This window comes from Cellulomonas sp. McL0606 (genome assembly GCF_058248365.1).
The window spans coordinates 3037326-3052317 of the sequence record NZ_CM177779.1; the positions used below are offsets into that span (position 1 = coordinate 3037326).

General features: G+C 73.2%; 13 protein-coding genes and 1 pseudogene. 11 read left to right on the forward strand and 3 right to left on the reverse strand.

Annotated elements, in window-relative coordinates:
• The first annotated feature begins 27 nt into the window (after window positions 1-27).
• Window positions 28-738: a response regulator gene (locus AC38ZX_RS15440; RefSeq protein ID WP_491295091.1), complete on the forward strand. Its 711-nt coding sequence runs from the start codon at window positions 28-30 to the stop codon at window positions 736-738.
• A 152-nt stretch (window positions 739-890) separates the two neighbouring features.
• On the opposite strand, the gene AC38ZX_RS15445 is transcribed toward AC38ZX_RS15440, so the two are convergent.
• Entirely contained in the window at window positions 891-1133 is a 243-nt protein-coding gene (locus tag AC38ZX_RS15445; protein WP_491297541.1) for a hypothetical protein, read from the reverse strand.
• Here AC38ZX_RS15445 and AC38ZX_RS15450 point away from each other — a divergent pair.
• The 5 genes and pseudogenes from AC38ZX_RS15450 (at window position 1033) to AC38ZX_RS15470 (ending at window position 7779) form a co-directional block, all read left to right on the forward strand.
• Window positions 1033-1663: pseudogene (locus tag AC38ZX_RS15450) on the forward strand (ABC transporter ATP-binding protein). The gene AC38ZX_RS15445 and the pseudogene AC38ZX_RS15450 overlap by 101 nt on opposite strands.
• Window positions 1663-4182, forward strand: a complete 2520-nt coding sequence (locus AC38ZX_RS15455) for an FtsX-like permease family protein (RefSeq protein WP_491295092.1) — start codon at window positions 1663-1665, stop codon at window positions 4180-4182. The pseudogene AC38ZX_RS15450 and the gene AC38ZX_RS15455 overlap by 1 nt, the downstream one beginning before the upstream one ends.
• Window positions 4183-4260: 78 nt before the next feature.
• Window positions 4261-5946, forward strand: coding sequence for an FtsK/SpoIIIE domain-containing protein (locus AC38ZX_RS15460; RefSeq protein WP_491295093.1), 1686 nt, complete (start codon window positions 4261-4263; stop codon window positions 5944-5946).
• Window positions 5903-7216, forward strand: a complete 1314-nt coding sequence (locus AC38ZX_RS15465) for an FtsK/SpoIIIE domain-containing protein (RefSeq protein ID WP_491295094.1) — start codon at window positions 5903-5905, stop codon at window positions 7214-7216. The genes AC38ZX_RS15460 and AC38ZX_RS15465 overlap by 44 nt, the downstream gene beginning before the upstream one ends.
• A gap of 20 nt (window positions 7217-7236) precedes the next feature.
• On the forward strand, window positions 7237-7779 hold the full coding sequence (locus AC38ZX_RS15470; protein ID WP_491295095.1) for a P-loop NTPase family protein: 543 nt from the start codon (window positions 7237-7239) through the stop codon (window positions 7777-7779).
• On the opposite strand, the gene AC38ZX_RS15475 is transcribed toward AC38ZX_RS15470, so the two are convergent.
• A complete protein-coding gene (locus tag AC38ZX_RS15475) occupies window positions 7764-8162 on the reverse strand; it encodes a hypothetical protein (protein ID WP_491295096.1) in 399 nt (132 codons plus the stop codon). The two genes, AC38ZX_RS15470 and AC38ZX_RS15475, sit on opposite strands and share 16 nt — an antisense overlap.
• Window positions 8163-8579: 417 nt before the next feature.
• On the opposite strand from AC38ZX_RS15475, the gene AC38ZX_RS15480 reads away from it, so the two are divergent.
• Window positions 8580-8828, forward strand: a complete 249-nt coding sequence (locus tag AC38ZX_RS15480) for a WhiB family transcriptional regulator (protein ID WP_028044865.1) — start codon at window positions 8580-8582, stop codon at window positions 8826-8828.
• 236 nt (window positions 8829-9064) lie between these two features.
• Here AC38ZX_RS15480 and AC38ZX_RS15485 read toward each other — a convergent pair whose 3' ends face one another.
• The gene (locus tag AC38ZX_RS15485) at window positions 9065-10552 is read right to left on the reverse strand and encodes a sensor histidine kinase (RefSeq protein WP_426592798.1); all 1488 of its coding nucleotides are present in this window, start codon (window positions 10550-10552) and stop codon (window positions 9065-9067) included.
• A 96-nt stretch (window positions 10553-10648) separates the two neighbouring features.
• Between AC38ZX_RS15485 and AC38ZX_RS15490 the strand changes: the two genes are divergently transcribed.
• The 4 genes from AC38ZX_RS15490 to AC38ZX_RS15505 all read left to right on the forward strand — a co-directional run bounded on the left by AC38ZX_RS15490 (window position 10649) and on the right by AC38ZX_RS15505 (window position 14871).
• Entirely contained in the window at window positions 10649-11152 is a 504-nt protein-coding gene (locus AC38ZX_RS15490; RefSeq protein ID WP_426592799.1) for a DUF2505 domain-containing protein, read from the forward strand.
• A gap of 761 nt (window positions 11153-11913) precedes the next feature.
• On the forward strand, window positions 11914-12807 hold the full coding sequence (locus AC38ZX_RS15495) for an extracellular solute-binding protein (RefSeq protein WP_491295097.1): 894 nt from the start codon (window positions 11914-11916) through the stop codon (window positions 12805-12807).
• Between the two features lie 100 nt (window positions 12808-12907).
• Window positions 12908-13915: a carbohydrate ABC transporter permease gene (locus AC38ZX_RS15500; protein WP_426592801.1), complete on the forward strand. Its 1008-nt coding sequence runs from the start codon at window positions 12908-12910 to the stop codon at window positions 13913-13915.
• On the forward strand, window positions 13912-14871 hold the full coding sequence (locus AC38ZX_RS15505; RefSeq protein WP_426592802.1) for a carbohydrate ABC transporter permease: 960 nt from the start codon (window positions 13912-13914) through the stop codon (window positions 14869-14871). The genes AC38ZX_RS15500 and AC38ZX_RS15505 overlap by 4 nt, the downstream gene beginning before the upstream one ends.
• Window positions 14872-14992 lie beyond the last annotated feature (121 nt).

A 14992-nucleotide genomic window follows, 5' to 3' on the forward strand; every position in this document is an offset into this window, starting at 1 on the left:
GCCCACCCCGCCCGGACAGGAGACCCGATGACCGAGCACACCATCCGAGTCGGGCTGGTCGACGACCAGCAGCTCGTCCGCGCGGGCTTCCGCATGGTGATCGACAGCCAGCCGGACCTGACCGTGGTGGTCGAGGCCGGCGACGGGTCGCAGGCCGTGCGCGCCCTGGACCCGCAGACCCACGCCGGCGTCGTCGACGTCGTCCTCATGGACGTCCGGATGCCGACGATGGACGGTCTGGCAGCGACGGCCGAGATCGTGGCCCGCGGCACCGATGCCGCGCCCGCGCCCAAGGTCATCGTGCTCACCACCTTCGACCTCGACGAGTACGTCCTGTCCGCGATCCGCGCCGGCGCCAGCGGGTTCCTGCTCAAGGACGCGCCACCCGAGGAGATGCTCGCGGCCATCCGCACGGTGCACCACGGGGACGCCGTGATCGCCCCGTCCAGCACCCGGCGGCTGCTCGAGCACCTGGTCACCGTCCTGCCGCCCGAGCAGCCGGGCGAACCCGCCGACCCCGCGCGGCTCGCCGTCGCCGACCTCACGGACCGCGAGCGCGAGGTGCTCGTCCTCATGGCCCGCGGCCGGTCCAACACCGAGATCGGCCAGGACCTCTTCGTCGCCGAGGCCACGGTCAAGACGCACGTCGGGCGGATCCTGGCCAAGCTGCACGCGCGCGACCGGGTGCAGGCCGTCGTCGTCGCCTACGAGACCGGGCTGGTGCGACCGGGCTCGTGAACGTGTACGTGCTCGTGAACGTGAACGTGCTCGTGAACGTGCGACCACGGGATGACGCGCGACGACACCGTGGCCTGATGTGCTGGGCACCGCCTGCTCCCTAGCGTCGAGCACGTACCCGACCGAAGGAGCCCGTCCGTGGACACGACCGTCTACCGCCCGATCGAGCAGCCGCCCGCTGCGCCCGCGTCGAGCGCCCGCAGCCTGACCAAGGTGTACGGCCGCGGCGCCGCGCAGGTGCGCGCGCTCGACGGGGTCGACGTCGAATTCGCCGCCGGGGCCTTCACCGCGATCATGGGTCCGTCGGGCTCCGGCAAGTCGACGCTGATGCACGTGCTGGCCGGTCTCGACCAGTCCACGTCGGGCACGGCCTGGTTGGGCGAGACGGAGATCACCGCGCTCGGCGACGACGCCCTCACCCGCCTGCGACGCGACCGGGTCGGCTTCGTGTTCCAGTCGTTCAACCTGCTGCCCATGTTCACGGCCGAGCAGAACATCCTGCTGCCGCTGGAAGCTCGCCGGGACGGCCGTGGACCGCGAGTGGTTCGACACGCTCGTCGAGACCCTCGGGCTCGGGCAGCGGCTGACGCACCGGCCGAGCGAGCTGTCGGGCGGCCAGCAGCAGCGGGTCGCGATCGCCCGGGCGCTCATCGCCCGGCCGGAGGTGGTGTTCGCCGACGAGCCCACGGGCAACCTCGACTCACGCTCCGGCGCCGAGGTGCTCAGCTTCCTGCGCCGGTCGGTGCGCGAGCTGGGCCGCACGGTCATCATGGTCACGCACGACCCGACCGCAGCCGCCTACGCGGACCGTGTGGTCCTGCTGGCCGACGGCCGGATCGCCGGGGACATCGAGAACCCGACGCCGGAGTCCGTGCTCATGGGCCTCGAGGCGCTGCGCACGCTCGACCAGGCGGCGGTCCGCTGATGCTGCGCCTGACGCTCGCCCAGATGCGCCGCAGCCTGGGCCGGCTGTCCGCCGCCGCGGTCGCCGTCGCGATCGGCTCGGCGTTCCTCGCCGCCACGCTGATCGCCGGCGGCGTCATCACGCGCACGGGGTACGACGCCCTGACCGCCACCTACGCTCACGCCGACGTCGTCCTGCGCGGCGCCCTGACGCCGCTCGAACGCAGCACGGTGGCCAGCGACCCCCACGTCGCCGCCGTGGACATCCTCGACCCCGTCACCCTCGAGCTCCGCCACGCCGGCCGGGTGCGGGCCCAGAACCTCCTCACCGCACCCTCGGACCCGCGGCTCGCCTCGCTGACCATCGCCCACGGCGCCGCCCCCGTCGACGCCGGCGAGATCGCCCTGCCCGCGGACACCGCGGCCGCGCTGCAGGTCGACGTCGGCGACACCCTCGACGTCGCGCCGCTCGGCTCGGGCGGGCGTGGGTCGTTCTCCGCTCGCGTCGTCGGCATCACCGACGACCCACGGCACGCCTGGTCGCAGTCGGGGGGCGCCGGCCTGATCACCGTCGCGGACCTCTCGAGGTTCCAGGACCTGTCCACCAGCCCGACGACGCTGGTCGCGGCGGCCGACGGCGTCTCCGCCGCCGAGCTGCAGGTGGCGCTCGCCCCGCTGGTCGGTGACGATGCCCGGGCACTCACCCGCGACCAGGCAGCCGCGGAGGCCGTCGAGCGACGCACCGGCGGGAACGTCCTGGTCACGGCGGTGCTCGGGTTCGCCGCGGTCGCCATGCTCGTCGCGGCCCTGGTCATCGCCAACACGTTCCAGGTGCTCGTCGCGCAGCGCACGCGGACCCTGGCCATGCTGCGCTGCGTCGGGGCCAGCAAGCGGCAGCTGCGGGACTCCGTGCTGCTCGAGGCCACCATCCTCGGCGTGGGGTCCGCCGTCGCGGGGGTGATCGCAGGGTCGGTGCTCGCGCAGGCAGCGCTCACCGTCCTGAACCGCGTCGACCTCGGCGTCGCACTCCCGGCGACGATCAGCATCACGGCCGCCGTCGTCCTGGCGCCGCTCCTGGTCGGCACGCTGCTGACGGTGCTCGCGTCGCTCGTGCCGGCGCGCGAGGCCACCCGCGTCGCACCTGTCGCCGCGCTGCGGCCGGTGGACGCTCCCGTGGTCGGTGCCCGCACCGGGCGCATCCGGCTGGCGGTCTCGCTGCTGCTCGCCGTCGGGGGCGCCGGACTCCTCCTGCTCGTGGTCGTGGTGTCCGGGCGGAACGGGTCGGCCTCGGGTCCCCTGCTCGGGCTCGGGATGCTCGCGGGCGCCACGTCGTTCGTCGGTGTGCTGCTCGGCGCGGTGTTCTGGGTGCCCAAGATCGTGGCCCTGCTCGGTCGCGGCCTGGCCTCGACGGGGACGAGCGCTCGGATCGCTGCGGCGAACACCGTGCGCAACCCACGGCGGACCGCCGCGACCAGCACGGCCCTGCTCATCGGCGTCACGCTCGTCGTGATGATGAGCACCGGTGCGGCCAGCGCGCGCACGACGATGAACCGCGAGCTCGACGCGCGCTACCCCGTGGACCTCGTCGTCGACGGCCGGCTCGGGGACGGCTCCGTGCGGATGAACGAGGACGACGTGCGACGCGCGCTCGGCGGCGTCGACGGGATCCGGACGATGGTGGCCGTGCGCACGGCCGAGGTCCAGCTGGGCGACACCGGGATCCTGGCCGCCGCCGTCGATGGCGACGCCGCCACAGTGGTCCGCGACCGGTCGCTGGTGGACGGTCTGACCGACGGCACCCTGCTCCTGCCGGCGTGGGCGAAGGACGACGGCGTGCCGACCGGTGACGTCACCGTCTCGCTCGTCACCTACGACAGCGACGGCACGGCGACGACGAGCGGGTCACCGGTGACGGTGCGTGCGGTGCCGACCGACCTGGGCGGGACCTCGGCGCTCGTCACGACCGCGACCCTCGACCGGATCGCCCCCGACGCGCCGGTGTCCGCGATGTGGCTCTCCCTCGACCCGGGTGCCGATCCCGGCACGGTGCTGCAGGACGTCCGCAATGCGCTGCCCGGCAACGCGCTCGACATCACCAGCGCCGCCGCGCAGCGCGTCAGCAACGACCGGGTGGTCGACTCCGTGCTGGGCATCGTGCTCGGGCTGCTCGCGGTCGCCGTCCTCATCGCGCTGATCGGCGTCGCCAACACCCTGTCGCTGTCGGTCCTGGAACGGCGCCGCGAGTCGGCGACCCTGCGGGCGATCGGGCTGTCCCGACGCCAGCTGCGGTGGATGCTCGCGGTCGAGGGGATGCTCATCGCGGGGGTCGGCGCGCTGCTCGGGGTGGGCCTCGGGCTGCTGTACGGGTGGGCCGGTGCCGAGGTGGTGTTCGGCAGCATCGGCAACGTGCTGCTCACCGTGCCCTGGCGCGACCTCGGGCTCGTCCTGCTCGTCTCCGTCGTGGCCGGGCTGCTCGCGTCGGTGCTGCCCGGGCGCGCCGCCGCGCGCACCTCGCCCGTCGCGGCGCTGGGCGTCGACTGACGCGACCACGGCCCCGCCGCCGGCCCGCGTCGTGCACAGGGGCGCCCACCGTCACGGCGTTCGGGGCATCGTCGCCGGGTGCGCGTCACCCTCCTCCACCCCGACCCCGAACGCGGCGCCGGAACCGTCACCACCGATGTCGACGTCGTGCCGGGCACCGCGCTGGCCGACCTGCGGCCCGGGCTCGCCCGCGTCAGCGGGCACCCGGCGTGGGCCGGTACCGGGCACCGGCTCGCCGTCGCGGACCAGGTTCTCGACGAGGCCCACGTGGCGGGCCAGCCGCCCCTCGTGCACGGGTGCGTCCTGAGCCTCGGGCCGGTCGCGCGTCCGTCGGCCGAGGAGGCGCTCCGCCTCGACTGGCACGTCGCGGTGGTCGCCGGACCCGACAGCGGCGCCCTGGTCGGGCTGCCCGACCGCGTCCGCGTGGCGATCGGGCCGGGGTTCACGGTGCGGCGTCGCGGCGACCGGGTCCGGGCCTGCACCGGCCGCCGCTCGCGTCGCTGGCGCGCCTGCGCCGAGCGAACCGTCGGCGCGGTCACCTATGCCCTGCGTCCTCGCACCCCTGCGGCGGTCGACGCTCCGACGCCCGCGGCCGCGCGCCCGGCGGTCGCGACGTGGCTGACGCCGCTGATCGGGTCGGCCGCGCTCGCCGTCGCGGTCCACCAGCCGCTGCTCGCGCTCGTCGGCCTGGTCGGTCCGCTGGGCGCCGTGCGCCTGCGTCGGCGGCGACCGCGCCCGGCCGTCCTCCCGATCACGGACCCCGCGGGCCTCGTCGCTGCGACCGTCCGGGCGCGGCCGGACGACGAGCCGGTCGAGGCGTCGGTCCCCTGGGACCCCGGCGGCACGGTCGCGGTCGTCGGACCGCGCGCACTCGCGCTGCCCGTGGCCAGGGGCGTCGTGCTCGCCGCGCTGGGCACGCACCTGCGCGGGTCGCTGGTCGTGCGGAGCGGCCGTCCGGACGACTGGTCGTGGTGCGTCTGGGCCGGTCGGTCGCCGGGCGAGCTCCCGGGTGACGACGACCTCCCGTCGGTCGTCGTCGTCGACGATCCCTCCGATCCCGCGGCCGTGGCGCGCTGGAGGTCGACCGCACCTGCCCGCCAGCGGGTGGTGCTCCTGGCGGCCAGCGCCGCCGACGTGCCGGCGTGGTGCCGGTCCAGGATCGAGGTGTCGCGCGGCTCCGTGCGGGTGCACGACCCGGACGGCCGGGTCTCCCCCGTGCCACGGCGGGCCGTCAGCGTCCCCACGGCCGAGTCCCAGGTGCGACGGGCCGCGGGGTTGCGGGCGGCGCTCGAGGGCGGCGCCGACGTGCCGGCGCGAGCCACGCTCGGCGCTCAGCCGGGCATCCCGGTTCCGGCGCCCGCCGCGCTCGCCGCGGTCTGGGACCTGCCGCGGCCCGGGTTGGTCGTCGCGCTGGGCACCGGTTCCGCCGGCCGGCCGGTGGCGGTGGACCTGGTGGCCGACGGACCGCACGCGCTGATCGCGGGCACCACGGGCGCGGGCAAGTCCGAGCTCCTGACCACGATCGTGCTGGCGCTCGCCCTGACGCACCCGCCGGACCGTCTCTCGATCCTGCTGGTCGACTTCAAGGGCGGCACCGGGCTCGGCGCGGTCGCCGGCCTGCCGCACGTGCTCGAGCACGTCACCGACCTCGACGCGGCGCACGCCACCCGGGTGCTCAGCGGGCTGAGGGCCGAGCTTCCGCCGCCGCGAACGAGTGCTCGTGGCCGCCCGGGCGCGCGACCTCGACGAGCTCGACCCGGCTGAACCGGACACGCCCCCGCGGCTGCTCGTCGTGGTGGACGAGCTGCGGGCGCTCACCGAGGACGTCCCCGAGGCCGCCGCCGCGCTGGCCCGGCTCGCGGCCCAGGGGCGGGCGCTCGGTGTGCACCTCGTGCTGGCCACCCAGCGGCCGGCGGGCGCGATCGGCGCCGACCTGCGCGCGAACGTCAGCCTGCGCGTCGCCCTGCGGGTCGCGGACGCCGCGGACTCGGCGGACGTCCTCGACGCCCCAGACGCCGCGGCGATCGACCCGCGCACCCCGGGTCGCGCCCTGGTGCGCCGAGGCTCGCGCGCGCTCGAGGCCGTGCAGGTGGCCCGTGCCACGACCGAACGGGCGGTTCCGCCCGTCCGGCTCGCGCCGCCATGGGGCTCGACGGAGGCACGGTGGACGCCGCCGACCACGGCCCGCGACCCCGACGCCGTCCCCGCGTGGGTGGCCGCGGCGGTCGGCGCCGCGGCAGGCCGGCCGGTCCGGCGTCGACCGTGGCTGCCCGCCTTGCCGGCCGTCGTCGCCTCGCACGAGGTCGGGGCCGGTCCCGGTCTGGCGCTCGCGGTCGCGGACCTGCCCGACGAGCAGCGCCGTGGGTCCGTCCGCTGGGATCCCGCGGCCGGGCACCTGCTGGTGCTCGGCGGACCACGCTCGGGCCGGTCGACGACGCTGGTCGCGGTCGGGTCGGGTGCCCTCGCGCAGGGCCGCGGGGTGCACGCGGTCGGTCTGTCTGACGAGGCGATCGCCGGGCTGCGGGCCTGCGACTCGCACGGCATGCTCGGCAGCACGCTGGCGGTCGACGACGCCGTGGAGACGGCGCGCCTGCTCGAGTTCCTGGACGGCGCCGGCGGCCTGCTCCTGCTGGACCGCGTCGACCTGGTGCTCGCTGCCCTCGGTGAGGTCGCGCGTGGTGCGGGCGCCGACCGGCTGACGGCGCTGTGGCGGGGTGGTCGGTCGGCCGGCGGCGTGGCGCTCGCGGCGACGGCCGACGTCGGCGCCGTGGCCGCGCAGCACGCGGGTGCGTTCCGGGACCGGTTGGTCCTCCCCGTCGCCGACCCCCTGCTCGACTCGCTCGCCGGTGTGCCGCCGGCCTTCGCCGGCGCGCGCGCGACGCCCGGACGCGCCATTCATCTGGGCCCCGCCGGCCCGCAGCTCGTCCAGGTCGCGCTGCCGCCCGAACCGGTGGACCCGCCGGCAGCGCCCGACCCGTCGGTCGTCCGCGTGCGTCGGCTGCCCCGGACGGCTCGCCGGGCACCCGCGAGCTAGGCGCTCCGGGCTCGTGGCAGGTGCCGCTCGGGCCGGGTGGCGACGACGCGTCGCCGGTCGGCGTCGAGGTGTCTCGGGGTCTGCTCGTCGCGGGTCCGCCGGGCTCGGGTCGCAGCACGGCGCTCGCCGTCATCGGGCACGGCCTGGTCCGTGCGGGGCACCCCGTGCTCTGCCTGACGAGCGGCTCGGCGGCGCCGGTCCTGAGCGGCTTCCCAAGGATCGAGGCGACCCGCGTCGGCGAGGTGGGCGGTGCCGTGACGTTGCTCGTCGACGACCTCGACGAGCTCGAGCGGGAGCACCCGGACCTCGTCGTCGCGGCCCCGGGGGTGCGGCTCGTCGCGACCAGCACCTCCCAGGCCGCGGCGGGCGCCTACCGCGGCGCGCTGCCCGGGCTCCTGCGGGGCCGACGCGTCCTCGTCCTCGATCTCCACGACGCGGCGTCCCTCGAGCTCGTCGGCCCCAGGGCCCGCTGGCTGGCGGAACCGGGCCGAAGCACGGTCGGACGCGGCGCGCTCGTGACCGGCCGCGACGTGATCCCCGTGCAGGTCTACGACCTCGACTGAGGCTCCGGCGGGGGCGTGGTCGCGCGGACGACCGGCGGCAGCAGCAGCCCGCACCCGATCGCACCGGCGATCACGATGACGACCGACGCGGCCGCAGGCTGCGCGCCGAACTCGAACACCGCGAGGCACACGAGCAGGATCTGCCACATGATGACCGGGGAGCGGGCCCAGCGGCGCCGGTTCCACAGCCCACGCGCGCACAGGCCGAGGAGCCCGGCGACACCGAGCGCGCACACGGTGAGGAATGCCGTCGCACCCGGCATCGACGCCCGCCCGCGCAGGAGCGCCGCCGCCAGCGCGAGCCCCAGCCCGGCGAACGCCGCAGCCTCCAGGACGATCAGGCAGCAGACGACGAGCAGCACGGGCGGTCGGGTTCCGGTCACGCGACGAGCCTAGAGACTGCCGGGCAGCACTCGTCGCGGCGGACGGTCGGACATGCCACCGCGTATCGGGGCGCCGGTTTCCCGCTCCGCGATACCACGTCGCCGAGGCGTCTCAGAACACCAGGTGTTGCGAACGGGGAGGTCAGACCGGGCTTCTGACCTGGACATACGTCCTACATAGCCTCCGACCTGCGACGACGCCGTGACGTCGCTCACCCACGGTCTCGGGACAGGTGTGACGAACGCCTCAGTCGTTACCGACATGAAACCTTCCCGTAACCCCTTGTGCGGACGCCGGACGGATGTGACCCTTGTGAGAGCACCACAAGCCCCCCGGCAACCACCCCCCGATTTCGTGTTGTGTCCCGCGCGCCCAGACCCCGGGCGCCGGACCGACGCGTGCCTAGGAGAGAACTCATGGATTGGCGCCACCGCGCGGCGTGTCTCGACGAGGACCCCGAGCTGTTCTTCCCGATCGGGAACACCGGACCCGCCCTGCTGCAGATCGAGGAGGCCAAGGGCGTCTGCCGCCGTTGCCCCGTCGTCGACACCTGCCTGAAGTGGGCGATCGAGACCGGCCAGGACGCGGGCGTCTGGGGCGGCCTGTCCGAGGACGAGCGCCGTGCGCTCAAGCGCCGCACCGCGCGCCAGCGCCGCGCCGGCTGACCTCGAGCGACTCCGAACGCCGCGTACCCCACGGGTGCGCGGCGTTCGTGCGTCCGCAACCTGCACGTACCGGCCCGACCCGGCTCGCCGCTGCGACCCGCCGCCCACCGCACCTGCCCGACCGGGCCGTCTGCGCGCGCCTCGGGACGCGACGACTGGTGAACGAGCCCACGTCAGCGCGCGCCTGGCGGGACGCGACGACTGGATGAGCGTGCCCGCGTCGCGGGCGGCAACGACTAGATGAGCGAGCCCGCGTCGCGGGGGGCCCGCAACCGCGCCTCGATGACGACCGACGTCCCGCCGCCCTCGCGGCTCGACCACGCGATGGTGCCGCGCATCTCGTTGGTGACCAGGGTCGAGACGATCTGCGTGCCCAGCCCGGAGCCGGCGCCGTCCGCGCGGTCAGGGGGCAGGCCGGAGCCGTCGTCGGCCACCTCGACGCGGATGACGTCGTCCTGCCGGTCCACGATCACCTCGACGGTCCCCGACTCGCGGCCCTCGAACCCGTGCTCGACGGCGTTGGTGACCAGCTCGGTGAGGATGAGCGCGAGGGCCGTGGCGTCCTCCGCCGGGATCGACCCGAACGAGCCCCGCACGGTGGTCCGGACGTGGGCACCCTCGGTGGCGACGTCGGCGGCGAGGCGCAGGCTGCGGCCGACCAGATCGTCGAACGGCACCGACTCGTCGAGCGTCTGCGACAGGGTCTCGTGCACGAGGGCGATCGTCGCGACGCGGCGCATGGCCTCGCCCAGCGCCTCGCGCGCCTCGGGGCTGCTCATCCGCCGCGACTGCAGCCGCAGGAGCGCCGCCACGGTCTGCAGGTTGTTCTTCACGCGGTGGTGGATCTCGCGGATCGTGGCGTCCTTGGTGATGAGCTCGCGCTCGCGCCGCCGCAGCTCGGACACGTCACGGCACAGGAGCACGGCGCCGACGCGCTGGGCGTGCTCGGTCAGCGGGACGGAGCGCAGCGACAGGGCGACGCCCCGCGACTCGACGTCGACCCGCCACGGCGCGCGGCCCATGAGGACCAGCGGCATCGACTCGTCGACCGTGTCCTCCTGGGAGATGAGGTCCGCGGTCACCTCCACCAGCGAGCGGCCGACCAGGTCCCCCACGACGCCGAGCCGGTGGAAGCAGGACAGCGCGTTCGGGCTGGCGTAGAGCACCTCGCCCTCGGAGTTGAGCCGCACGAGCCCGTCGCCGACGCGCGGTGCGCCGCGGCGCGGGCCGGTGGGCGCGTCCGGCGCGGGAAACTCCCCGCGGCCGACCATCGCGAAGATGTCGTCGGCGGCCTCGACGTAGTTGAGCTCGAGGCGGCTGGGGGTGCGCGCGCCACCGAGGTTGGTCTGGCGGGCGAGGACGGCGATCGGCCGGCCGTTGCGCACCACCGGGACGGCCTCCTCGCGCACCGCGTACGAGCCGAACCAGCGGGGCTCGCGCGAGCGCTGCGCGGCGCGCTCGTCGAGAGACCGCTGCAGCTGCGGGCGCTGACCCTCGGGCGCCGAGGACCCGACGACGTCGTCGTAGTGCACGGTGGCGCCGGTGGAGGGACGGCACTGGGCGACGGCGATGAAGTCGCCGTCGGCGGTGGGCAGCCAGAGCACGAGGTCCGCGAACGCGAGGTCCGAGAGCACCTGCCAGTCGCCCACCAGGAGGTGCAGCCACTCGAGGTCAGGGCCGTCGAGCGCCGCGTGACGAGCGACGAGGGTGCTCAGTGTGGACACGGGACAAGGGTAGGTGGCGCGAGGTCCGCCCCGGACCCGGACGCCGGACGGACTCGGCTACCCTCGAACGACCACCACGCATCAGAAGGATCTCCCGTGCGACTGAACGTGACCCTGGACCTGCCGACCGGAGCCCATCACGTGGCCCGCCTGCTGAGCGATCCGGAGTACGTGCACGCGAAGGTCCGGGCGAGCGGCGCGCTCGAGCAGCACGTCGACATCACCGGGTCGCCCGAGGCGGCGTTCACGGTCACCACCCGACGGTCGCTGCCGACCGACACGATCCCCTCGCACCTGCGCAGCTTCGTCGGCAGCAGCATCGACGTCCGACAGGTGGAGGCCTGGGAGGCGCCGGAGTCGGACGGCTCGCGGATCGGCACCGTGGCGCTGGACATCGTGGGGGCTCCGGTCCGGCTCAGCGGACGCACCCGGCTGGTGCCCGCCGGGCCCGACGCGAGCATCGTCAGCTACGACGGCGAGCTTCGCTCGACCGTCCCGCTGTTCGGCGCCGCGATCGAGAACGCGACGGCCGGTGCTGTGCGGGCCGCGCTCGAGGTGGAGCAGGACGTGGCGCGCCGATGGATCGCCGACCACGCGTGAGGCGGGCGTGACCACGCTCCCACGATCGGGTTCACCAGGTCACAAACGGCCCGTCAGGCCCGTAACGATTCGGTAACGCGTCCTTCGCGGTAAAGATCCTCTGACCTGCACGTCTACAGGCGTGGGATCGCTACCACGGCATCACGACACGTCCGGCTGCTTGACACCCGGTGGGCCTCCGACGACAGTTCTCCGCAACGCGTGGGAACGCTCCCGCACTCTGCGGATGGGAGCGTGACCACGCCGGGTCCACCAGGCCCACCCGGGGTCCGACCACGCACCGCGGCGTGGCGCGACCACGGGAGCCCTCGGGTTACGGCGAGGACGCCGTCCGACTGACAAGGGAGTCATTGTGCGCAAGACCTCTAGCAAGATGTGGGCGGCAGCTGCGGGTGTCGCCAGCATCACCCTGCTCGCCTCGGCGTGTTCCTCCGGCGGCGGCAGCAGCGACAACTCGTCGTCGTCCGCATCGTCGGACGCGCCCGTCACCCTCAAGGTGGCGACGTTCAACGAGTTCGGGTACGCCGACCTGTACACGGAGTACATGAAGCTGCACCCGAACGTGAAGATCGTCAGCGACAAGGCTGACACGTCGGACAACGCCCGTGCCGCCGTCGAGAACTCGATCGCCACCGACACGGTGACCGACGACATCGTGGCCGCCGACGGCGACTGGATGCCCGAGCATCTCGTCCTCCAGCTTCTTCGCGGACCTCGGTTCCGACTCCGTCAAGGACCGCTGGCCCACGTGGAAGACGGACATGGCCACGGACGGCGACGGCAAGCTGATCGGCTACGGCACCGACTCCGGTCCCGAGGCCATCTGCTACCGCAAGGACCTGTTCGACAAGGCCGGCCTGCCGAGCGACCGCGAGTCCGTCGCCAAGCTGCTGACCGGCGACTGGGACAACTACTTCAAGGTCGGCCAGCAGTTCATGGCGAAGAACACGGGCGCTGCCTGGTTCGACTCCATCGGCGCGCTGTCGCAGGGCATGATCAACCAGCTCGCGGCCCCGTACGAGGACCCGAAGACCGGTGACATCACCGTGCTCAACGACGACTCCAAGGCCAAGGCCGTCTACGACCAGCTCACCAGCCCCGAGGTCCTCGCCGAGTCGGCACACCTCGGCCAGTGGTCGCAGGACTGGACCGACGCGTTCAAGACCGACGGCTGGGCCACGCAGCTCTGCCCGCCGTGGATGACGCAGATCATCGCCGGCAACGCGCCCGACCAGACCAACTGGGACGTCGCGGACGTCATGCCCGGTGGCGCCAGCAACTGGGGCGGCTCCTTCCTCCTGGTTCCCAAGGGTGGCAAGAACGTCCAGGCCGCGACCGACCTGGCCGCATGGCTGACCGACCCGGCGCAGGCCGCGAAGGTGTTCGTCCAGTTCGGTAACTTCCCGAGCCAGACCAAGGCCACCACGGACGCTTCCGTGACCGGCAAGACGGACGCCTACTTCGGTGGCGCTCCGACCGGGAAGATCTTCTCCAACCGGTTCGCCCCGATCTCGAAGCAGCCGTTCCGCGGCGAGAACTACTTCCCGATCAGCGCCGCTCTCAGTGACGCCTACACCCGGGTCGACGTCGACAAGACCGATGACGCCGCCTCGTCCTGGGCCAAGTTCGAGACCGCGGTCAACGACCTCGGCTGACGACTCGTGAGCACCTGGGCCGGGCGTGGGCCTACCCCGCCCGGCCCCGGTGTGCCACCGTCGTCCTGCTCGACACACCCCAGCACCTGAAGGACCCGCCATGACCAGCACCCGAACCCCGCAGCTGCAGGGGTCCCCGGCCGGAGATGCGAAGCTCCGGACACCGCGCCGCGCCGGCTTCTCGCAGAGGATCGGGCGCTGGGACGTCAAGGTCTCGCCCTACCTGTACATCTCTCCGTTCTTCCTGCTCTTCATCGTCACCGGCCTGTTCCCGCTCCTGTACACCGGGTTCGTCTCGGTGCACGAGTGGGGCCTCATCAAGGGCCAGGGCGACTACGTCGGGCTCCAGAACTTCACGACGGTCCTGCAGCAGCAGATCTTCTGGAAGGCCGTCCGCAACACCCTGTCGATCTTCCTGCTGAGCTCGATCCCGCAGATCGCGATGGCCCTCGTCATCGCCGCGCTCCTCGATGCGAACCTGCGGGCCAAGACCTTCTGGCGCATGGGCGTCCTGGTCCCCTACGTGGTCGCACCGGTCGCCGTCGCCCTGATCTTCGGGCAGATGTTCGCCGACCAGTCGGGCGTCATCAACCAGATCCTGCGTGACCTCGGCATCCCCACCGTGCGCTGGCACTCGCAGGTGCTGGCCAGCCACATCGCGATCGCGACCATGGTCAACTTCCGGTGGACCGGCTACAACACCCTCATCCTGCTCGCGGCCATGCAGGCCATCCCGCGGGACATCTACGAGGCCGCGCTGATCGACGGCGCGAACCGCGTGCGGCAGTTCTTCTCGGTCACCATCCCGATGCTGCGCCCCGCGATCATCTTCGTGATCATCACGTCGACCATCGGCGGCCTGCAGATCTTCGACGAGCCCCGCATGTTCGACCAGTTCGGGCGCGGCGGCTCCGACCAGCAGTACCTGACGCTGACCAACTACATCTACCAGCTGGGCTGGGCGCAGAAGAACTTCGGTCGCGCCGCCGCGGTGGCCTGGTTGCTGTTCCTGATCATCGTCGCCATCGGCATCGTCAACTACCTCATCACCCGCCGGATCTCCTCGGAGCAGCAGGGCGGCAAGAAGCGGAAGAAGGTCCGGGCATGAGCATCCTGAGCGCCGGACAGGGTGGCGAGATGGGCGGTACGCCGTCGGTCGCCTCGATCGAGCAGTTCGCCGGCAAGGGCGCCGCACGCAGCGCGGCCCGCAAGCGCGGCCGCACGCCGGAACCGGGCGGCACGCAACGCCGGCCGCGATGGGTCACGTACGTGCTGCTCACCATCGTGGTGCTCATCGCGTTCTACCCGCTGTACTACGCGTTCCTGCTGGCGTCGTCGACGGCACCGGACATCGCGCGGCACCCGATCCCGTCGCTCATCCCGGGTGGGCACTTCTTCGAGAACGTCAACCGGGTGCTCAACTCGGGCGTCGCGTTCTGGAAGGCCGTCACCAACTCGGTGATCATCGCCGTCGTCACGTCGCTGTCGGTGGTCCTGTTCTCGACGCTCGCCGGGTTCTCGTTCGCCAAGCTCCGGTTCCGCGGTCGCGGGCCGCTGCTGGTGTTCGTCATCGCGACCACGGCCGTCCCCACGCAGCTCGGCGTCGTGCCGCTGTTCCTCGTCATGAAGCAGCTGCACTGGATCGGCCAGATCCAGGCGGTCATCGTGCCGGGCCTGGTCACCGCGTTCGGGGTGTTCTGGATGACCCAGTACCTCGAGCAGGCGCTGCCGTACGAGCTCATCGAGGCCTCCCGCGTGGACGGCGCCTCCATGATCCGGACGTTCTGGAGCATCGCCCTGCCTGCTGCGCGGCCCGCGGCCACGATGCTCGCGCTCTTCACGTTCGTGGCGTCCTGGACCAACTACTTCTGGCCGTTCATCATCCTGGGCGGTACCAACCCGACCTTGCCGATCGCCCTGCAACAGCTGCAGGCGACCTACTTCAAGGACATGTCGTTGATCATGGCCGGCGTCGTCCTGTCGGTGATCCCGCTCCTGATCCTGTTCGTCGTGGCCGGCCGTCAGCTCGTCGCCGGAATCATGCAGGGCGCCGTCAAGGGTTGACGGTCACGGGCTGAGCATCCGTGACAGGCTGACGCGACGACCGGAACACTGGTCCCGCGCGTTGGCCGGGCAACGCCGTCGCTGCTCACGCAGCCAAAGGAGGGAAGACCAACGGTGGTCG